This is a genomic window from Roseibaca calidilacus (genome assembly GCF_001517585.1).
GTDB classification, from domain to species: domain Bacteria; phylum Pseudomonadota; class Alphaproteobacteria; order Rhodobacterales; family Rhodobacteraceae; genus Roseinatronobacter; species Roseinatronobacter calidilacus.
The window spans coordinates 1,102,912-1,121,328 of record NZ_FBYC01000004.1 but is presented as its reverse complement, the minus strand read 5'-3'; the positions used below and the strand labels follow the sequence as shown (position 1 = coordinate 1,121,328).

Annotated in this window: 21 protein-coding genes; 19 read left to right on the top strand and 2 right to left on the bottom strand. The window is 64.2% G+C overall.

Annotated features, from left to right (window positions below; all coding sequences use genetic code 11):
* Positions 1-21: 21 nt before the first annotated feature.
* From AWT76_RS09015 to AWT76_RS17290, 16 genes are all read left to right on the top strand, one after another.
* The gene (locus tag AWT76_RS09015) at positions 22-1,230 is read left to right on the top strand and encodes a phage portal protein (RefSeq protein ID WP_072247608.1); all 1,209 of its coding nucleotides are present in this window, start codon (positions 22-24) and stop codon (positions 1,228-1,230) included.
* On the top strand, positions 1,227-1,469 hold the full coding sequence (locus tag AWT76_RS09010) for a GTA head formation protein, RCAP_rcc01685 family (RefSeq protein WP_072246056.1): 243 nt from the start codon (positions 1,227-1,229) through the stop codon (positions 1,467-1,469). Before AWT76_RS09015 ends, AWT76_RS09010 begins: the two co-directional genes overlap by 4 nt.
* Before the next feature lie 14 nt (positions 1,470-1,483).
* The gene (locus AWT76_RS09005) at positions 1,484-2,017 is read left to right on the top strand and encodes an HK97 family phage prohead protease (protein WP_072246055.1); all 534 of its coding nucleotides are present in this window, start codon (positions 1,484-1,486) and stop codon (positions 2,015-2,017) included.
* Positions 2,018-2,124: 107 nt separating this feature from the next.
* A complete protein-coding gene (locus tag AWT76_RS09000; RefSeq protein WP_072246054.1) occupies positions 2,125-3,327 on the top strand; it encodes a phage major capsid protein in 1,203 nt (400 codons plus the stop codon).
* A gap of 109 nt (positions 3,328-3,436) precedes the next feature.
* Positions 3,437-4,018 (top strand): head-tail connector protein, encoded by a 582-nt coding sequence (locus tag AWT76_RS08995; protein ID WP_072246053.1) that lies wholly within the window; start codon positions 3,437-3,439, stop codon positions 4,016-4,018.
* Complete coding sequence (locus AWT76_RS08990) at positions 4,015-4,353, top strand: head-tail adaptor protein (RefSeq protein WP_072246052.1); 339 nt, start codon at positions 4,015-4,017, stop codon at positions 4,351-4,353. Before AWT76_RS08995 ends, AWT76_RS08990 begins: the two co-directional genes overlap by 4 nt.
* Positions 4,350-4,757 carry a DUF3168 domain-containing protein gene (locus AWT76_RS08985; RefSeq protein ID WP_072246051.1) on the top strand — a complete coding sequence of 136 codons (408 nt, stop codon included), beginning with the start codon at positions 4,350-4,352 and terminating at the stop codon, positions 4,755-4,757. The genes AWT76_RS08990 and AWT76_RS08985 overlap by 4 nt, the downstream gene beginning before the upstream one ends.
* 24 nt (positions 4,758-4,781) lie before the next feature.
* Positions 4,782-5,204: a phage major tail protein, TP901-1 family gene (locus tag AWT76_RS08980; protein WP_072246050.1), complete on the top strand. Its 423-nt coding sequence runs from the start codon at positions 4,782-4,784 to the stop codon at positions 5,202-5,204.
* Complete coding sequence (locus AWT76_RS08975) at positions 5,204-5,515, top strand: gene transfer agent family protein (protein WP_072246049.1); 312 nt, start codon at positions 5,204-5,206, stop codon at positions 5,513-5,515. The genes AWT76_RS08980 and AWT76_RS08975 overlap by 1 nt, the downstream gene beginning before the upstream one ends.
* Positions 5,512-5,793, top strand: coding sequence for a rcc01693 family protein (locus AWT76_RS08970; RefSeq protein ID WP_072246048.1), 282 nt, complete (start codon positions 5,512-5,514; stop codon positions 5,791-5,793). Before AWT76_RS08975 ends, AWT76_RS08970 begins: the two co-directional genes overlap by 4 nt.
* Entirely contained in the window at positions 5,708-6,322 is a 615-nt protein-coding gene (locus AWT76_RS08965; protein WP_072246047.1) for a phage tail tape measure protein, read from the top strand. Before AWT76_RS08970 ends, AWT76_RS08965 begins: the two co-directional genes overlap by 86 nt.
* Before the next feature lie 18 nt (positions 6,323-6,340).
* Positions 6,341-6,973 (top strand): DUF2460 domain-containing protein, encoded by a 633-nt coding sequence (locus tag AWT76_RS08960; protein WP_072246046.1) that lies wholly within the window; start codon positions 6,341-6,343, stop codon positions 6,971-6,973.
* On the top strand, positions 6,970-7,839 hold the full coding sequence (locus tag AWT76_RS08955) for a DUF2163 domain-containing protein (protein ID WP_072246045.1): 870 nt from the start codon (positions 6,970-6,972) through the stop codon (positions 7,837-7,839). Before AWT76_RS08960 ends, AWT76_RS08955 begins: the two co-directional genes overlap by 4 nt.
* On the top strand, positions 7,839-8,264 hold the full coding sequence (locus AWT76_RS08950; RefSeq protein WP_141655919.1) for a C40 family peptidase: 426 nt from the start codon (positions 7,839-7,841) through the stop codon (positions 8,262-8,264). The genes AWT76_RS08955 and AWT76_RS08950 overlap by 1 nt, the downstream gene beginning before the upstream one ends.
* A gap of 7 nt (positions 8,265-8,271) precedes the next feature.
* On the top strand, positions 8,272-12,195 hold the full coding sequence (locus tag AWT76_RS08945) for a baseplate multidomain protein megatron (protein WP_072246043.1): 3,924 nt from the start codon (positions 8,272-8,274) through the stop codon (positions 12,193-12,195).
* A complete protein-coding gene (locus AWT76_RS17290) occupies positions 12,104-12,628 on the top strand; it encodes a DUF7742 family protein (RefSeq protein ID WP_478212691.1) in 525 nt (174 codons plus the stop codon). Before AWT76_RS08945 ends, AWT76_RS17290 begins: the two co-directional genes overlap by 92 nt.
* Here the strand turns inward: AWT76_RS17290 and AWT76_RS08940 are convergent.
* A complete protein-coding gene (locus AWT76_RS08940) occupies positions 12,560-12,796 on the bottom strand; it encodes an Lrp/AsnC ligand binding domain-containing protein (protein WP_072246042.1) in 237 nt (78 codons plus the stop codon). The two genes, AWT76_RS17290 and AWT76_RS08940, sit on opposite strands and share 69 nt — an antisense overlap.
* A 100-nt stretch (positions 12,797-12,896) precedes the next feature.
* Entirely contained in the window at positions 12,897-14,423 is a 1,527-nt protein-coding gene (locus AWT76_RS08935) for an ATP-dependent DNA helicase (protein ID WP_245638800.1), read from the bottom strand.
* Between the two features lie 108 nt (positions 14,424-14,531).
* On the opposite strand from AWT76_RS08935, the gene AWT76_RS08930 reads away from it, so the two are divergent.
* The 3 genes from AWT76_RS08930 to AWT76_RS08925 all read left to right on the top strand — a co-directional run bounded on the left by AWT76_RS08930 (position 14,532) and on the right by AWT76_RS08925 (position 18,395).
* Positions 14,532-15,686 (top strand): M20 aminoacylase family protein, encoded by a 1,155-nt coding sequence (locus AWT76_RS08930; protein WP_072246041.1) that lies wholly within the window; start codon positions 14,532-14,534, stop codon positions 15,684-15,686.
* Positions 15,687-15,751: 65 nt separating this feature from the next.
* Positions 15,752-17,026 (top strand): hypothetical protein, encoded by a 1,275-nt coding sequence (locus tag AWT76_RS16735; RefSeq protein WP_141655918.1) that lies wholly within the window; start codon positions 15,752-15,754, stop codon positions 17,024-17,026.
* Positions 17,027-17,426: 400 nt separating this feature from the next.
* Positions 17,427-18,395: a TAXI family TRAP transporter solute-binding subunit gene (locus AWT76_RS08925; RefSeq protein WP_072246040.1), complete on the top strand. Its 969-nt coding sequence runs from the start codon at positions 17,427-17,429 to the stop codon at positions 18,393-18,395.
* Positions 18,396-18,417 lie beyond the last annotated feature (22 nt).

Here is an 18,417-nt window from a genome sequence, read left to right as displayed (position 1 = left end):
GCAGGTTTTGGAGAGGCGGATATGTTCGAATTCCTGCGCAAGGGGCGTGCGCCCGAAACAGCGGCCCGTCCGGTGGAAGAGGCCAAGGCCAGCGCCGTTGGCCCGCTGATGGCCGGGCGGCTGGGGGCGCGCTTGCCCGAAGCCGTGGGCGCGGTGGGCCAGATGCGCGATGGCGTGTCGCTGGCGCGGGCCGGGTTCATTGGCAACCCGGTGGGCTTTCGCGCCGTGCGCCTGATTGCCGAGGCCGCCGCCGCTTTGCCCTTGGTGTTGCAAGATGCCGAGGCCCGCTACGAGCGCCACCCGTTTCTGGACCTGCTGGCGCGGCCCAATCCGGGGCAGGGGCGGGCCGAGTTGCTGGAGGCTTTGTATGGCCAGCTTTTGCTGACGGGCAATGCCTATGTGGAAGCCGTGCCAGATGCCTTGGGCGGGGTGCAGGAATTGCACATTCTGCGCGCGGACCGGATGCGGGTTGTCCCCGGGGCTGACGGCTGGCCTGTGGCCTATGAATACCGCGTCGGCGGACGGGCGCACCGGTTTGCCATGCAAGACGGTGTGGGGCCGATCTGCCATATCCGGTCCTTTCACCCGCAAGACGACCATTACGGGTTGTCGCCGTTGGAAGCGGCCAGCCGGGCTGTCGATGTGCATAACGCGGCCTCCAACTGGTCGAAAGGGTTGCTGGACAATGCCGCGCGGCCCACGGGTGCGATTGTCTATCGCGGCGTGGATGGCCATGGCAGCCTGACGCAGGACCAATATGACCGCCTGCAAGCCGAGATGGAGGCCCATCACATCGGCGCGCGCAATGCGGGCCGACCGATGCTGCTGGATGGCGGCTTGGATTGGAAACCGATGGGCTTTTCGCCTTCTGACATGGAGTTCCAGAAAACCAAGGAGGCGGCGGCGCGCGAGATTGCGATTGCCTTTGGCATTCCGCCCATGTTGCTGGGCATTCCGGGGGATGCGACCTATGCCAATTACCAAGAGGCCAACCGCGCGTTCTACCGGCTGACGGTGCTGCCCATGGCAACGCGCGTGACTGCGGCGCTGTCGCATTGGATGTCGCATTTCCTGCCCGGTGATCTGACCCTGCGCCCCGATCTGGACCAAGTGCCCGCCTTGGCGGTGGAACGCGACCAGCACTGGCGGCGCGTGGGCGAGGCGTCTTTCCTGACTGATGCCGAGAAGCGCGCCCTTCTGGGCCTGCCCCCGCGGCTGGAGGAGCAATGAGCGCGCGCCGCGCAGTGGGCGGCTCGCGCTACCTGTATGACAGTTTCGAGGCCGCGCAGGCCCGCATTGACGCGCAAGAACGCGTGTTCGAGGCCCGCAAGGAAGCGCTGGAATTCCGCATTATGCGGCTGGAGCAAGCCGTGGAGCGGCTGGAGCGCCGCTTGTGGCTGGCCGTCTATGGCGTGGCCGCCGGGGTTTTGCTGCATGGCGCGCTGGCGCTGGTGCAGTTGACGACATAGGAAAGGGTTTGCCCATGTTGGAATACAAGTTCACCGGCACCGCGCCGGGGTTGCGGGTTGTGGAAGGCCATGAGATTGCGGGCTATGCCAGCATTTTCGGCCAGCGCGACCGCGGCGGCGATACGGTGATGGCGGGGGCCTATGCCGCCTCGCTCGCGCGGTTGGCTGCGAAGGGTGACGCGGTGCGCATGTTGTGGCAGCACGACCCCGCCCAGCCCATCGGCATTTGGGACGAGGTGCGCGAGGACGCCACGGGCCTATACGTCAAGGGCCGCCTGCTGCCCGATGTGGCCCGCGCGCGCGAAGCGCAGGCGCTTTTGGCGGCGGGGGCGGTCGATGGGCTGTCCATCGGCTATCGCACCTTGCGCGCCGAATCCGTGCCCGGTGGCGGGCGGCGGCTGCTGGAGCTGGAGTTGTGGGAAGTGAGCCTTGTGACCTTTCCCATGCAGGCCACCGCGCGCATTGACCGCAAGTCGGACGAATTGGACGAGCTGTCGCTGCTGACCGCCAGGCTGCGGGCTGCACGGGCGGCGCTGGCACAGCTTTAGCCCCGGCGCGGTTAACATAGCGCACGCTGCTTTCACCCGATCTTGGGCGGCAGGCGGTAGCTTGGCCCTCAAGACCCGAAATCCACCGATTGTCATAGGAGAGACCCATGACCACACCCGCGCCACAGGCGGCGGGCCAGCCCGCTGCGCCCGAGATGTCCGACGCTCCCGAACTGAAAACCGCATGGCACGGCTTTGCCGCCGAGTTTGACGCGTTTCAGGCCGATCTCACCCGTAAACTTTCCCAAACCGAAGAGCGATTGACCATGTTGGACCGCAAGACTGCCCTTTCCCCCGCCCGCCCTGTTCTGGACCGCACTGATGCGGCAGACACGCTGCACCACAAAGCGTTCGACGCCTATCTGCGCTCCGGCAACGAGGCCGATTTGCGCGGGCTGCAACTGGAAGCGAAGGGGCTGAACACCGCTGTCGCCGCCGAGGGAGGCTATTTGGTGGACCCGGCCACGGCTGCGACCATTCGCGGCGTGCTGCATAACGCGGCGTCCATCCGGGCAATTGCATCGGTGGTGATGGTCGAGAGCTCCTCTTTCGATGTGCTGGTGGATCATACTGATATTTCTTCGGGCTGGGCCACGGAATCGGGTAATCTGGCCGAATCCGACACGCCGACGATTGACCGAATTTCCATCCGCCTGCACGAATTGTCGGCCATGCCCAAGGCCAGCCAGCGGCTGCTGGATGACAGCGCCTTCGATATTGAAGGGTGGCTGGCAGACCGCATTGCGGGCAAATTTGCCCGCGCCGAAGCGGCGGCCTTTATCAATGGCGACGGCGTGGACAAGCCGCGCGGCTTTCTGGACCACCCAAAGGTTGATGACGCGATTTGGGAATGGGACAACCTGGGCTATATCGCCACCGGTGCCGATGGCGATTTCGCAAGCGTGAACGCCGCCGATTCCATCGTGGATCTGGTCTATGCGCTGGGGGCCAGCTACCGCGCCAACGCGGTTTTCGTCATGAACTCGAAAACCGCCGGTGCCGTGCGCAAGATGAAAGATGCCGATGGCCGCTTCCTGTGGTCGGACGGTCTGGCCTCTGGTGAACCCGCGCGGCTGATGGGCTACCCGGTGCTGGTGGCCGAAGACATGCCCGATATCGCGTCGGACAGCTACGCCATTGCCTTTGGCGATTTCAACGCGGGCTACACCATTGCCGAGCGCCCCGACATGCGCGTCCTGCGCGACCCGTTCAGCGCCAAGCCCCATGTGCTGTTCTACGCGACCAAGCGCGTGGGCGGCGATGTGTCCGACTTCAAGGCGATCAAGCTGCTGAAATTCGGCCTGAGCTAAGGCGCATACGCGATCCCCGTCGCGGATGTCGCGGCGGGGCAGGGTGCCCTGTAACACCCCGTCCCCCGGTTGCGGGGCACCCGACCCATTTCCCATGCAAGAGGCCCCCATGGACCTGATAGACAGCCCCATTCCGCTTGCCGCCCTGCCGATTGCCGCCTTTCGCGATCATCTGCGCCTGTCCAGCGGCTTTGCCGATGACACCACGCAAGATGCGCTGCTGGAACAATATCTGCGCGCGGCCCTTGCCACGGTCGAAGGCCGCACGGCGCGCGCGCTGATCGCGCGTGATATGTCGCTGCGGCTGGCCCGTTGGCGTACTGACTGCGGGCAGGTTTTGCCGGTGGCTCCGGTCAGCGCGGTGGCCTCTGTAACGCTCGTCACCCGCGACGGCGCGGCAACCGTGATCGACCCCGCCCGCTACGCTTTGCAGGCCGATGGCCCGCGCCCGCGCCTTGTGCCCACGGGCAGCATATTGCCGCCTATTCCCACGGGCGGGCAGGCGGTGGTGGTCTTCACAGCGGGCTTCGGTATGTGGGGCGACATCCCCGCCGACCTGCGCCAGGCGGTGTTTTTGCTGGCCGCGCAAAGCTATGAGAACCGCGATGGCGGCGCGTCCGAAGACATGGATTTCGGCATCCGCAGCCTTCTGGAACGCTGGCGCGACCTGCGCCTTGGGGGTGGCGCATGAGCGCGCCGAACCTGAGCCGCGCGCTGGTGCTGCAAAGCCCGGTGGCCACGCCCGACGGGGCCGGGGGGTTTACAACCACATGGCACAGCCTTGGCACCCATTGGGCCGCGATCGACGCGCGCACGGGGCAGGAACGCTTTGGCGCTTTGGGCCCGTCGGGACAGGTGGCCTTGCGCATCACGCTGCGCGCCGCGCCCTTTGGCAGCGACCGCCGCCCGCGCCCCGACCAACGCTTTGTCGAAGGGCAGCGCATCTACCGCATTCTGACCGTGGCAGAGGCCGACTCGCAAGGCCGCTACCTAATCTGCACCGCGACAGAGGAGCTACCGGCATGAGCTACCAGCTTTCCCCCGCGCTGCAAGCGGCGATTTTTCAGCATCTTGCCGCCGATAGTGAATTGGCCACGCTGCTGGGCGGCGCGATTTATGACGCGATCCCACCCGCCACACCGCCCGCCACCTATGCGCTGATCGGCCCGGAAGAGGTAACGGATGCCTCTGACACAACCGGCCACGGCGCGGAACACCGGCTGACGATCAGCGTGCTGACCAACGCCACCGGGTTCCTGCCCGCCAAGGCAATTGCCGCGCGGATTGCCGAGCTGCTGGACGCACCCGCGCTTGCGCTCTCGCGCGGGCGGCTGGTGGCGCTGTGGTTCGACCGGGCAGAGGCCCGCAAGATCGAAGGCGACCAGACCCGCCGCATCGACCTGCGCTTTCGTGCGCGGGTCGAGGATTGAACGCAACTAACGGAGGGCACCCCGATGGGCGCACAGAACGGAAAAGACCTGCTGGTCAAGGTGGATATGACCGGCGATGGCCAGTTCGAAACGGTGGCGGGGCTGCGCGCCACGCGCATCAGCTTTAACGCAGAAACCGTTGATGTCACGTCGCTTTCCAGCGCCGGGGGCTGGCGCGAACTGTTGGGTGGTGCGGGCGTGAAATCGGCCAGCATCTCAGGCGCGGGGGTGTTCCGCGACGCAGGCACCGATGAGCGCGCGCGCGCCATCTTCTTTAATGGCGAAACACCGGAATTTCAGGTCATCATCCCCGATTTCGGCATTATCGAAGGCGCGTTCCAGATCACCGGCTTGGATTATGCGGGCAGCCATAACGGCGAGGCCACGTTCGAATTGTCGCTCGCCAGCGCCGGGCAACTCGACTTCATCACCGATGGGGGGGCCTGATGGTAAACCCATTCGCGGGCGAGGTGGAACTGGTTCTGAACGGGCAGCCCCATACCCTGCGCCTGACCCTTGGCGCGCTGGCCGAATTGGAAGCGGGGTTGGACGGGGAAACCGTGCTCGACCTTGTGACCCGGCTGGAATCCGGCCAGATCGCCAGCCGCGACGTGCTGGCGATTATCGTGGCAGGGCTACGCGGTGGCGGCTGGCAGGGCAACGCGGCGGACCTGATGACGGTCGAGATCGCAGGCGGTATGCCCGCCTGCGCGCGGGCCGCCGCGCTGTGCCTTGCCCGCGCTTTTGCAACACCATGACGGCGCTGGATTGGCCCGCGCTGATGCGGCTTGGCCTGCGCCAGTTGCGCCTGCACCCGCGCGATTTCTGGGCGCTGACGCCCGCGGAACTGCTGCTTATGGCGGGGCTGGAAGCAGGCGCGGGCCCGCTGACCCGCGACCGGCTGAACGATCTGGCCGCGCGCTACCCCGACACGCCGAAAGGAACGCCCCATGACGACACTAACGGACTTCGAAGCCCAAATCGCCGCCCTAGAGGCGCGCCTAGACCAAGCGGGCGGGCTGGTGGCGCAATTTGACAGCGAATTGGGCACTCTGGGCCGCACCATGACCTTCACGGGCCGCGAGGTGGACGGGCTGTCGCGCAATTTCGCCGGTGGTCTGCGGCGCGCTTTCGATGGCGTCATCTTCGACGGGATGCGCCTGCAAGACGCGCTGCGCGGCATTGCCCAGACCATGATCGACAGCGTCTATAACGCCGCGATGAAACCGGTGCAAAACGCCTTTGGCGGGTTGCTTGCGCAGGGCGTCAATGGCGCGATGTCGTCCATCCTGCCCTTTGCGCAGGGCGGTGTGATCAGTCAGGCGACCGCCTTTCCCATGCGCGGCGGCACCACCGGGCTGATGGGCGAAGCGGGGCCAGAGGCCATTCTGCCGTTGCAACGCGGGGCCGATGGGCAGCTTGGCGTGCGCGCGGGGGGCGGCGGGCGGGCGGTCAACGTAACCTTCAACATCTCGACCCCCGATGTGGCGGGGTTTGAACGCTCGCAAACACAGATTGCCGCACAGATGGGCCGCCTGCTGGCACGCAGCCAACGCAACGCTTGAAGATAAGGGGGCAAGTCCATGGCTTTTCATGAAATTCGTTTTCCAGCCAATCTGAGTTTCGGCGCGCTTGGCGGGCCGGAACGGCGCACCGAAATAGTCGAACTCGCCAATGGGTATGAGGAACGCAACACGCCTTGGGCCGCGTCGCGCAGGCGCTATGACGCGGGCGCGGGCCTGCGCGCGCTGGACGATCTGGAAGCCATGATCGCATTTTTCGAGGCGCGCCAAGGCCGCTTGCACGGCTTTCGCTGGAAGGATTGGGGCGATTACCGCTCTGCGCGTGCGTCAAGCCCGATCACTGCATTCGACCAGTTGATCGGCACGGGTGACGGGGTGACGCGCGATTTCGCCTTGCGCAAGGCCTATCGCTCTGGCGCGCAGACGGTTTACCGCGCGATTGCCAAACCCGTTGCGGGCAGCGTGCTGGCGGGAGTCGGCCAGACCGCGCTGACCCTGGGCGATGATTATAGCGTGGACACGACCACGGGCACGCTGACCTTCACCCGCGCCCCCGATGTGGGCGCAGAGGTGCGCGCGGGCTTCGAATTCGACGTGCCGGTGCGGTTTGACACCGATCTGGTGCAGGTCTCTGTCGCCAGCTTCAAGGCGGGCAGCCTGCCATCTGTGCCGGTGCTGGAGGTGCGGATATGACGCTTGCGGACCATCTGGCCAGCGGCACAACGACCATTGCCCGCGCTTGGGCCTTGACTCGATCGGATGGCGCAACCTTGGGATTCACCGACCATGACCGTGATCTGGCGTTCGAGGGCATGATATTTCGCGCCGAAGCGGGCCTGACCGCGCGCGCGCTGGAACAGGTCACAGGGCTGGCCGTGGACAATTCCGAGGCCGTGGGCGCCTTGCGCGATGCGGGGCTGACCGAGGCTGACATCATGGCCGGGCGTTATGACGGCGCGGAACTGACCATATGGGAGGTAAACTGGCAGGATGTGGCGCAGCGCCGTGTGCTCTTTCGCGGATCACTGGGCGAGATCACCCGCACCGGAGAGGCGTTTCGCGCCGAACTGCGGGGCCTGTCAGAGGCGCTGAATGCGCAGGGCGGGCGTGTCTACCACGCCGCCTGTTCGGCGGTGCTGGGCGATGGCGCGTGCCGCTTCAATACCGCCGCGCCGGGCTTTGCCGCCGAGGTTGCGCTGGCAGGCCGCGCCGAGGATGCGCTGCTGTTCGAAGGGCTGGACGCATTCGCGCCGGGCTGGTTTACGCATGGCCGCCTGACGGCGCTAAGCGGCGCGGCGCAAGGCTTGGTGGCGCTGATGCGGCTGGACCAAGGCGGCACGTCCCGCCGCATTACGCTGTGGGATGCCCTGCGCGCCCCGGTGCAGGTGGGCGATCTGTTCCGGCTGGAAGCAGGCTGCGACAAGCAGGCCAGCACCTGCCGCAACAAATTTGCCAATTTCCTGAACTTCCGCGGCTTTCCGCATATTCCGGGCGAAGATTGGCTATCGGCCTATCCCAAGGCCGAGCAGCCCAACACGGGCGGCGCATGGCGGTCATAATGCGCGATCCGGTCGCCTTGGCCACGAGCTGGCTGGGCACGCCCTATCGCCACCGCGCCAGTGTGCCGGGTGCGGGGGCCGATTGCCTTGGACTGATCCGGGGCATCTGGCGCGCGCGCTACGGGGCAGAGGCCGAATTGCCGCCGCCCTACAGCCCGTCTTGGGCAGAGGCAGGCGCGGGAGAGCCGCTGCATGACGCACTTTTGCGTCACCTGACCCCGGCGCAGGCCCCGGCTGATGGACAAGTTCTGCTGTTCCGTTTGGCCCCGCGTGCGCGCGCAAAACATCTGGGCATTCAATGCGAGGGCGGGCGCGCCTTCATCCATGCCTGCCCGCGCGCAGGTGTCATCCGCGCGCCGCTGTCTGCCCCTTGGGCGCGCCGCATTGTGGCGCGGTTCAACTTTCCGCCCCTTCCAGACGCATAGGTGATCCATGGCGACATTAGTTCTTTCCGCAGTCGGTGCCTCTGTCGGGGCCAGCTTTGGGGGCGCGGTGCTGGGCCTGTCGGGCATGGTCATTGGCCGCGCGGTGGGCGCCAGCTTGGGCCGGGTCATCGACCAACGGCTGATGGGCGGCGGCAGCCAAGTTATTGAACAAGGCCGGATCGAACGCCTGCGGCTGACCGGCGCGCTGGAAGGCGCGCCCGTGCCCGTTGTTTGGGGCCGCGTGCGGCTGGGCGGGCAAGTCATCTGGAGCACGCAATTTTTTGAAACCGTCACCACCGCTGGTGGGGGCGGCAAGCTGGTGAAAAAACCCAAAATCAAGGAATTCAGCTATTCAATCTCGCTGGCCGTGGCCTTGTGCGAAGGGCCGATCCTTGGCATTGGGCGGATCTGGGCGGATGGGCAGGAAATTGCGCCGTCGGACCTGAACATCCGGCTTTACACGGGGTCAGAGGAGCAGTTGCCCGACCCGCTGATTGACGCGGTCGAGGGCGCAGGCAACGCGCCCGCCTATCGCGGTATTGCCTATGTCGTGATCGAGGATCTGGAACTGGCTGCTTACGGCAACCGGGTGCCGCAACTGTCTTTCGAAGTGATGCGCGCGGTCAATGCCCCAACAGGCATGACCGGCCTTGTGCAGGGCGTGGCGCTGATGCCTGGAACCGGCGATTTCACCTATGCCGCGCTGCCTGTCTTCGCGCGGGACGGGTCCGGCACCGAAACCGGGCTGGCCGGGCAGGTGGTCGACGTCGCAGATATGCCGATGAACCTGAATTCGCCCACCGGGCTGACCGACCTGGAAGCCGGGCTGGACGCACTGACGCGCGAGTTGCCGCATTGCCAGTCGGTCGTGATGGTGGTGTCATGGTTCGGGTCTGACCTGCGCGCGGGGAATTGCCGGGTGGAACCCAAGGTCGAATTTCCCGACCGCGCCGCCCCAGATTACCCATGGTCGGTCGCCGGGCGGGCCGCGCGCGACACGCCGCAAGTGCCGCTGCAAGACGGCCAGCCGGTCTATGGCGGCACTCCCGCCGATGCCTCTGTCATAGAGGCGATTGCAGCGCTACAGGCGCGCGGGCAAAAGGTGGTGTATTACCCCTTCATCCTGATGGATCAGCTTGCGGGCAATGGCCTTCCCGACCCGTATTCGGATGCGCCCGACCAGCCCGCGCTGCCATGGCGCGGGCGGATTACGACCGCGAAAGCGCCGGGGCAGGCGGGCAGCCCGGATGGCACCCTTGCAGCACAGGCCGAGGTTGCCGATTTCTTCGGAACGGCCAGCGCGTCCGATTTCACCGTCAGCCCCGGTGCGGTCGTCTATTCTGGCCCGGAAGACTGGCGCTACCGCCGGTTCATCCTGCACCAAGCCGCCCTTTGTGCGGCGGCGGGCGGGGTGGATGCGTTTTGCATCGGCTCTGAGATGCGCGGTCTGACGCAAATTCGCGGGGTCGCCAACAGCTTTCCCGCCGTGGCCGCGCTGGTCGCTTTGGCCGCCGAAGTGCGCGCCCTGCTGGGACCGGATACCAAGATCACCTATGCCGCCGATTGGTCGGAATATTTCGGCTATATCACGCCAGAGGGCGACCGCTTCTTTCATCTGGACCCGCTCTGGGCAGATGCCAATATCGACGCGGTCAGCATTGACAATTACATGCCGCTGTCGGATTGGCGCGACGGCACCGACCATGCCGATGCGGCTTGGGGCAGCATCTATAATCTTGACTACCTGACCGCCAATGTCGCGGGCGGCGAAGGGTATGACTGGTTCTATGCCAGCGATCTGGACCGCGACCAACAGCGCCGAACGCCCATCCGCGACACCAGCGACTGGGCCGAGGATTGGATCTGGCGCTACAAGGACATTCGCGGCTGGTGGGAAAATGACCATCACGACCGGGTGGGCGGGCTGCGCGCGGCGCAGAAAACGGCTTGGGAGCCGCGCTCGAAACCCATCTGGTTCACCGAATATGGCTGCGCCGCGATCGACCGGGGCACGAACCAGCCCAACGTGTTTCTGGACCCGAAATCTTCCGAAAGCCGCGCGCCTTATTTTTCGCGCGGCTGGCGCGACGACACGATCCAGATGCAGTATATCCGCGCGGTGCAGCGCTACTGGGCGGACCCGGCCAATAACCCCATCTCTGAATTCTACCAAGGCCCCATGGTGCAACTTGGCCGCGCGCATCTCTGGGCGTGGGATGTGCGGCCTTACCCGTGGTTTCCCGGCAATACCGCGCTGTGGAGCGATGGGGCAAACTGGGCGCGCGGGCATTGGGTGACGGGGCGGGCCACGGCGCAACCGCTTGATGCCGTGATCGCCGAAATCTGCGCCCGCGCGGGCTTGGGCGCGGTGGATGTCAGCCGCGTGCATGGCGTGGTGCGCGGCATGGCTGTGCCCTCTACCGACAGCCCGCGCGCGATGCTGCAAGCCCTGATGCTGGCTTACGGCGTGGATGCGGTGGAACGCGACGGGGTTTTGCAATTTCGCATGCGCGACGGGCGCGCGCTGGCGCGGCTGGGCTGTGACGATCTTGTGCGCCGCGATGGCGGCGATCTGACCCGCATTCGCGCGCCCATGGCCGAAGACGCCGGACGTATCCGGCTAGGTTTTGTCGCCGAGGGTGGCGATTTCGACCTGCGCACGGCCGAAGCGGTCTTTCCCGATGCCAGTGCCGCGCGGGCATCGGGGTCGGACCTGCCGCTGGTGCTGCCAGAAGGCGAAGCGCGGCTGATCGCGGAACGCTGGCTGACAGAGGCCCGCGTCGCGCGCGACCAGGCCCGTTTCGCGCTGCCGCCCTCCAGCGGGCTGGGCGCGGGCGATGTGGTGGAACTGGTCACCAGTACCGGATCGGCGCTGTGGCGCATTGACCGCACCACCCTGTCCGGCCCGCGAGAGATGGAAGCCACCCGCGTGGACCCCGGCGTTTACGGCTTTGGCGAAACCGATCTGGGGGCAGGGCCGACAATGGGCTATACAGCCCCCGGCCCGGTGCACCCTGTGGTGCTGGACTTGCCGCTCATCCCCGGCAGCACGATTGCCCATGCTCCATGGCTGGGGGTATCCGCGCGGGTTTGGCCCGGCGCCGTGGCGTTGCACCACCGCGCGGGCACCGACCGCTTCACGCTAGAGGCGCTGATCGCCTCTGCCCTGCATATGGGCGTGACGCAAACCGCGCTGCCTGCTGCGCCCACCGGGCGGTGGGACGATGGCCCGGCGCTGGTGGTGCGGATGCCGCGCGGCGGATTAACCTCTGCCTTGCCGGTCGATGTGCTGGGCGGCGCAAACCTTGTGGCCATCGGCACGGGCGCGGAGTGGGAAGTGCTGCAATTTGCCGAGGCAGAGCTGATCGCGCCCGACACCTACGCCCTGCGCCGCCGTCTGCGCGGCCAGCAGGGCAGCGACGGGGTGATGCCAGATGTCTGGCCCGAGGGCGCGCTGCTGGTGGTGCTGGATGAGCGGCTGGAACAGATCGACCTGCCGCCCGACGCTTTAGGGCTGTTGCGCGACTACCGGATCGGCCCGGCCAGCCGCGCCCTGGATGATGCCAGCCAGCGCGATTTCAGCCTGACCGCGCGGGGCGTGGGGCTGCGGCCCTACCGGCCTGCGCATCTGCGGCTGCGGCTGCGGCCCGGCGGCGATCTGGAAATGGGCTGGGTCCGCCGCACCCGGTCGGGCGGCGATGCTTGGGGCGCGGTCGAAGTGCCGCTGGCGGAAGCCTATGAGCGCTATCTTGTGCGGATACGCCAAGGCACCACGGTGCTGCGTGAGGAAGCAACTGCCATGCCGGGTTTCGTTTACAGCGCTGCAATGCAGGCCGCCGATGGCGCAGGCGCAGCCTTCGCGGTCGAGGTGGCGCAGGTTTCAGACGTGGTTGGACCGGGGCCGTTCGCACGGGCCGAGGTGGTTTTGTGAGCCGCGTGCGCGCCGTGGCGCCCGCCCGCCCACCCCGCGCCGACGCGGGCGCGTCGACGCTTGCGCCCCGGCGCACGCGCCAGCTTTGGGGCTGGTCATGCGCCCGGTGACACAAGGGGATATACTGGCCGCCGCGCGGGCTTTGCTGGCAAGGCGCGAGGAAGATTGGCCAATGCAATTGGCGCGGATGCTGGACCATGCCACGCGGGCCGACCAACACCGAAGGCGCCATGGTTGTGCCCACCCGGTCTATGGCAATGGCACCTTGATGAGCGCTGCCTTGCGCCAGGCCGCAATGCCGCCAGCAGGTGATCGGCAGTTTCTGGCGGCGCAGGGGGCGGTGATCGCGGCGATCCTTGCGCGCTTAGAAGGCCTTGAAAGTCATGGTGGTCAGGGTGCGGCTAATACCGGGGATGTCGAAAAGCGCGTCTGACAGATAATGTCCGACATCGCGGTCCTCGGGGATATAGACCTTGGCGATCAGATCGTATTCGCCCGAAGTGGAATAGAGTTCCGACACCACCTCGCGGTCATAGATGGCGTCGGCGACTTGGTAGGTCTTGCCTGGGATACAGCGGAACTGGACGAAAACGCAGCGCATGGGGCCTCCGAAAGGTTGCGGTCAGGGGGCTTTGCCCCCTCTGGGCGCGGATGCGCCCATTCACCCCCAGGATATTTGGGCAAGGATGAAGTGGGAAGGTCTATTCGCCTTGCAGGGCCAATGGGGCGGGGTCTTGGCCCAGATCCTCGGTGGACAGGTCGGTTTTGGGGCGGGCAAGACGGTTGCGGATGACCCAATGCAGCCGAGTTTCTGCCCGCGTGATCGCGACATAGGCGAGGCGCTTCCAGAGTGCGATACCGCCTTCGGTTCGGCCCGCGCGCGCGGCGGCGTAAAGGTCGGGGGCAAAGATCTGCACATCGGGCCATTGCGAGCCTTGCGCCTTGTGGATGGTGCAAGCCGCGCCATGCACGAAGGCTGCGCCCATTGCGGCGGCGAAGGGAATGAACGGGTCTTCATTCGGGTCTTTTTCGATCTTGACGATCGAGGCCACGGAAATCTGCGGATCGGGCGCGCCGAAAATATGCAGGCGTGAAAAGCCGGGTTTGCGACCCGGTCCCAGATAGACCACCTGCGCGCCCTTGATCAGCCCGCGCGCTTCAAGGTCGATGCGTTTGGCGCGGTGCTTCAGCGGCAGTTCCAGCCCGTCGCAGATCAGCGGTTCGCCCGGCAAAAGCGAATCTTCGGGCGCGCCATGGGCGGCGCGGAACGCGTGGATCAGCCGCAACCGGGTGGCGTTGCGCCACACCAGCACGGGGCTGCGCGCCATGAGGTCGCTGTCCACGCGCTCGGCCATAAGCACGCGGTCATCGGCGCGGGCGGCTTCGGCGATGCGTTCTTCGAACTGCTCAAACGACAGGTCGGGATCGGCCAGCGCATGGGCCAGATCCAAGATCGGGTTGTCGGCAGCCTGCCGGTGGATGCGCGCAAGGTGCATTTTCTGCGGGCTTGGCAAATGGTCGAAAACCATGTCGCCACCGCCGCCCACCGGGGCAAGCTGCGCCGGATCGCCAAACAGCACCAGAGTGCCGAACAGCTCTTTCAGGTCATCCAGTTGGCGCGCATCAAGCATGGAGCTTTCATCGACAAAGCCGATGTCAAGCGGGTCATCCCGCCGCTTCCAGCCGGTGATGAAATCGGACCCGCGCAGGCCCGCCGCCGCCAGCGCCCCCGGAATGGACGGGGTTTGGGCGTAGAAATTCGCAGCGCGATCCAGCGCGGCTTCATCCAGCCCTTCGACCGTGGGGCGCGAGGCTTGGCCTGCCAGCCATTCGGCGATCTTTTCATATTCCGGGTCATAGACCGGGGAATAAAGAATGCGGTGCAAGGTGGTCGCAGGCACACCGCGCCCGCGCAGGACAGAGGCCGCCTTGTTGGTGGGGGCCAGCACGGCCAGCGAACGGCGGTCGCGGCGCTTGCGGGGTTCATACTCGCCAGAGACGATCTCGACCCCTGCGGCCACCAGCGCCTTGGTCAGCCCCGCCAAAAGCAGCGTCTTGCCCGACCCCGCCTTGCCGGTAATGGCCAGCACCGTGCCGCGCCCCTCTGGCATGGGGCCGGTCTGCCCGGTATCAAGGTCGATCCCGGCCGCTTCAAGCGCATGAGATACCCGGTCCCATGCTTGGGACTGGTCATCGGAAAGGGCGGGCAGGGTCATGGGCGCGTTCATGGCCGCGACCCTAGCCCAAAGCGCGCACCGGGGGAAACCGCTTTCGCACGCTTGCAGGCCCGTGCGGCGCGGCATAGCCTATGTGCAGTTTTCGTGACAGGAACCGCCATGCCCCTCCGCAACCGTTTCGCCGCGCGCCTGCCCGACCACACAGCTTGGCGGCGCGATTTTCACGCCCATCCCGAATTGGGGTTCGACTGCCACCGCACGGCTGCGGTCGTGGCCGACAAGCTGCGTAGCTTTGGTTGCGATACGGTAGAGGAGGGCATAGCCCTGACTGGCGTTGTGGGGCTGATCCATGGGCGCCACGGGCCGGGCCGCTGCATTGGCCTGCGCGCCGATATGGATGCGCTGCCAATGAACGAGGCGACGGGCCTGCCCTATGCCAGCACCGTGCCGGGGCGGATGCATGGCTGCGGCCATGACGGGCATATGGTGATGCTTCTGGCCGCTGCCGAATACCTGTGCGAAACGCGCGCCTTTGACGGCACCGTGGCGGTCATTTTCCAACCCGCAGAGGAAGGCGGCGGCGGCGCCAAGGTGATGTGCGAGGCGGGGCTGATGGAACGCTTTGCGATTACCGAGGTCTACGGCCTGCACAACCGCCCCGGCCACCCGCTGGGCGAGTTCAACATCCGCGCGGGCGCGTTCTATGCGGCAGTGGATGAGTTCCGGCTGGTGGTCGAAGGCAAGGGCGGGCATGCCGCGAAACCGGACCGGACCATCGACCCGGTGCTGGTGGCCAGCCACCTGATCGTGGCGCTGCAATCGGTCGCGTCGCGCAACACCGATCCGACGCAGAACATCGTGCTGTCCGTGTGCGGGGTGGATACGTCCAGCCACGCGCATAACGTCATCCCGGCGCGGGTGGCGCTGGTGGGAACCATCCGCACGCATGATGCGGGCGTGCGCGATCTGGCAGAGGCGCGTCTGCGCGCGCTGGCCGAGGGGACCGCGCAGGCCTTTGGCGCGGTGGCAGAGGTGGAATTCCTGCGCGGCTACCCGGTGATGGTCAACCATGCGGAACATACCGAGTATGCCCGCGCGGCGGCGCTGGACGTGTCGGGGCAATGCGTGGAAGCCGGGTTCAACATGGGCGGCGAGGATTTCGCCTATATGCTGCAAGACCGCCCCGGAGCCTATATCGTGCTGGGCGCGGGCGACGGGCCGGGCCTGCACCACCCGCAATACGACTTCAACGACGAGGTGATCCCCTATGGGGCAAGCTGGTATGTGGGGGTGGTGGAGGAGAGGTTGGGGTGAGGGGATGGCCCGGCTAGCTGGTTCAGTTCTGGAACTTCGTGAAGAAACTATCAATATGGTTAAAAATGTATACACTCGAAAGCTTTGACGGCATTGATGGTGAGAATTTGAGCGATATTAACTTTAACTTCGTTAATGCTGCTCCCGAAGTCGAGAAGATGGGTATAACGAAATCAGCCTTTCGTTATACCCGAGATTGGAAGACTAGGTTTATTCTAGAGTGTGATGATGTTTCAATTGCACTTGAAAACTTTGATAACGCTATATCCTTTGGATCGAGTTTTTTGGAAGGCAAATTCCTTTGCTTAAGTCAAACCTATAGTAGTGATGACAGAACAATACTAAAGTTTGGGCCAACATCGGAACCATTGCTGTTCGGAAGACCTTGTCAAGTTAAAGAAGCTTGTGCTGTCATTCTAAATGGACCTTTGGTGTTTTTCAATCAGCGTGGCTTAGAGTGGGAAGCCAATGGTGTAAATTATAAATATCAGCCTTTTAGTAGCGTTCAAAGTCAAATTAAGGACAAAGAAAGCATTTCTGGTAAAGTAATACCTACCGGTCTTCTTACGGCGCGTTTTGAAGAAAAATATGCTGTGGACTATAGTTCCGCATGGAAAGAAATTTGGCGTGCGTCTAAGGTTTTAACGTTTGCATCCGGGAATGGTGTTGGTGTCGGGCATGTGGAATGCAGAGGCGATGAGACCGAACATTTTTGGCTCCTTGGTTTTTCAAAGTTTGATCGTTTTCCACGCCCTTCGAATTGGTTTGATATCGAAATGGAGAATGAATTTGGTTTTTTTGCGAAAGCATATCATGAATTTCTTGATTCAGAGCCTTCGAATTTGCCTCTAACGTATTCGTCCGACTTCTATAGAGCTTCCAACTCGTCAAGAGATACGAGCCTTTCACTTGCTCTCATATCATCATTCAGTGCACTAGAGATATTGGTTCACCATATTCTTAGGGAGCATGCCAAATGGAGCGCTGACTTGCTTCAACGTGGAAAATTTGCAGATAGAGCACGCGCTTGTGCAGCATTCATAAAGCTGCAATCTGATCCACTAGAGCAAGCTATTGGGTTGAAAGAATTTTCCTATCAAAATAACGGAATAGATGGTTTCACTATTCTTTCAGAAGCGAGAAACTCAATTATCCACTCTGAGAAGAAATCGTTTGCGCGCAATGGCTTTGAACTAGTAGAACTATGGGTGATGTGTCAATGGCTTGTTGAGGTATTCACATTTTACTTGGTTGGTTATCGGGGAAAAATGGCTGATCGTAGGAGGTTGACTGGTTGGCGAGGAGAAGGAACAAAAGAAGTGCCGATCAAATTGCCTTAGCTATATTGTCGCAAGAACCAATAGTTCCTGCACAACTGCGCGGAATCAAGGGCGAAGCCCGCCGCGCCAGCGCCGTCGCGGCCCCACGCGGCGGCGCTTTGGTGTCCGTCTGTGCGCTGATCTTCTAAGGAGGGGCTTGGCTTCCATAAAGTGCCTAGATCCACCCATAGCAGCGCCACCGCCCGCGACGGTGCTGGCGCTCTGGCGCGCAAACGGGCAGGGGCGTCGAAGCGGGCTGACCCAAGGTAAACCGCCTGTTTTTTAGGCCGCCCCGCTTGACTCTCGCGGCCCGTCATCGTCCTCTAACCCTATGGGGCGCATGGTCGCAGGGGAAACTCTGCCATCCGCGCGCCCTGCAAGCCGCCCGCTCAGTGGCGGCACACTCAACCCGGAGGATACTATGACCAAACATCTGACAGCCGGCGTTTTCGCCTTTTCAACCGCTTTGGGCGGGGCCGCAATGGCGCAAGACCAGACCTTTATTTCCATCGGCACCGGCGCCGTGACCGGTGTGTATTACCCCGCGGGCGGCGCGATCTGCCGCCTGGTCAACCGTGACCGCGCGGAACACGGCATTCGCTGCGGCGTGGAATCGACCGGCGGGTCGATCTTCAACATCAACGCCATCCGCTCGGGCGAGCTGGAATTCGGCGTCGCGCAGTCGGACTGGCAGTTCCATGCTGCCAACGGCTCGTCCAGCTTTGAAGAAAACGGCGCGTTCGAAGACCTGCGCGCCGTGTTCTCGCTGCACCCGGAACCCTTCACCGTGGTCGCACGCGCCGATGCGGGCATCACCAATTTCGATGACCTCGCTGGCAAGCGCGTGAATATCGGCAATCCCGGCTCCGGTCAGCGCGGCACTATGGACGTGGTGATGGAAGCGATGGGCTGGACCGTGGACACCTTCGCGCAAGCCACCGAATTGCCGCCCGCCGAGCAGTCGCTGGCGCTGTGCGACAACAATGTGGACGCGATTGTCTACACCGTCGGCCACCCGTCGGGCGCCATTCAGGAAGCGACAACCGCCTGCGACACCGTGCTGGTGAACGTGGACAATGACGCGATCCGCGGGCTGGTCGAGGAGAATTCCTATTACCGCATGGCCACCATCCCCGGTGGTATGTATCGCGGCAACGAGGAAGACGTGACCACCTTCGGTGTGGGCGCGACCTTTGTGTCCTCGACCGCCGTGTCGGATGACGTGATGTACAATGTCGTCAAGGCGATCTTCGAGAATCTGGACCAGTTCAAGGCGCTGCACCCTGCGCTCGACATTCTCGATGCACAGACCATGGTCACCGATGGCAACTCTGCCCCGATCCATGACGGTGCGGCACGCTATTACCGTGAAGCGGGCCTGATGGACTAAGCAGCCCTGGGCTGATGTGATC

Coding starts and splice junctions, on each gene's coding strand:
- AWT76_RS09015 (WP_072247608.1), top strand. CDS start 22: ATGTTCGAATTCCTGCGCAAGGGGCGTGCGCCCGAAACAGCGGCCCGT.
- AWT76_RS09010 (WP_072246056.1), top strand. CDS start 1,227: ATGAGCGCGCGCCGCGCAGTGGGCGGCTCGCGCTACCTGTATGACAGT.
- AWT76_RS09005 (WP_072246055.1), top strand. CDS start 1,484: ATGTTGGAATACAAGTTCACCGGCACCGCGCCGGGGTTGCGGGTTGTG.
- AWT76_RS09000 (WP_072246054.1), top strand. CDS start 2,125: ATGACCACACCCGCGCCACAGGCGGCGGGCCAGCCCGCTGCGCCCGAG.
- AWT76_RS08995 (WP_072246053.1), top strand. CDS start 3,437: ATGGACCTGATAGACAGCCCCATTCCGCTTGCCGCCCTGCCGATTGCC.
- AWT76_RS08990 (WP_072246052.1), top strand. CDS start 4,015: ATGAGCGCGCCGAACCTGAGCCGCGCGCTGGTGCTGCAAAGCCCGGTG.
- AWT76_RS08985 (WP_072246051.1), top strand. CDS start 4,350: ATGAGCTACCAGCTTTCCCCCGCGCTGCAAGCGGCGATTTTTCAGCAT.
- AWT76_RS08980 (WP_072246050.1), top strand. CDS start 4,782: ATGGGCGCACAGAACGGAAAAGACCTGCTGGTCAAGGTGGATATGACC.
- AWT76_RS08975 (WP_072246049.1), top strand. CDS start 5,204: ATGGTAAACCCATTCGCGGGCGAGGTGGAACTGGTTCTGAACGGGCAG.
- AWT76_RS08970 (WP_072246048.1), top strand. CDS start 5,512: ATGACGGCGCTGGATTGGCCCGCGCTGATGCGGCTTGGCCTGCGCCAG.
- AWT76_RS08965 (WP_072246047.1), top strand. CDS start 5,708: ATGACGACACTAACGGACTTCGAAGCCCAAATCGCCGCCCTAGAGGCG.
- AWT76_RS08960 (WP_072246046.1), top strand. CDS start 6,341: ATGGCTTTTCATGAAATTCGTTTTCCAGCCAATCTGAGTTTCGGCGCG.
- AWT76_RS08955 (WP_072246045.1), top strand. CDS start 6,970: ATGACGCTTGCGGACCATCTGGCCAGCGGCACAACGACCATTGCCCGC.
- AWT76_RS08950 (WP_141655919.1), top strand. CDS start 7,839: ATGCGCGATCCGGTCGCCTTGGCCACGAGCTGGCTGGGCACGCCCTAT.
- AWT76_RS08945 (WP_072246043.1), top strand. CDS start 8,272: ATGGCGACATTAGTTCTTTCCGCAGTCGGTGCCTCTGTCGGGGCCAGC.
- AWT76_RS17290 (WP_478212691.1), top strand. CDS start 12,104: ATGGCGCAGGCGCAGCCTTCGCGGTCGAGGTGGCGCAGGTTTCAGACG.
- AWT76_RS08940 (WP_072246042.1), bottom strand. CDS start 12,796: ATGCGCTGCGTTTTCGTCCAGTTCCGCTGTATCCCAGGCAAGACCTAC.
- AWT76_RS08935 (WP_245638800.1), bottom strand. CDS start 14,423: ATGAACGCGCCCATGACCCTGCCCGCCCTTTCCGATGACCAGTCCCAA.
- AWT76_RS08930 (WP_072246041.1), top strand. CDS start 14,532: ATGCCCCTCCGCAACCGTTTCGCCGCGCGCCTGCCCGACCACACAGCT.
- AWT76_RS16735 (WP_141655918.1), top strand. CDS start 15,752: ATGTATACACTCGAAAGCTTTGACGGCATTGATGGTGAGAATTTGAGC.
- AWT76_RS08925 (WP_072246040.1), top strand. CDS start 17,427: ATGACCAAACATCTGACAGCCGGCGTTTTCGCCTTTTCAACCGCTTTG.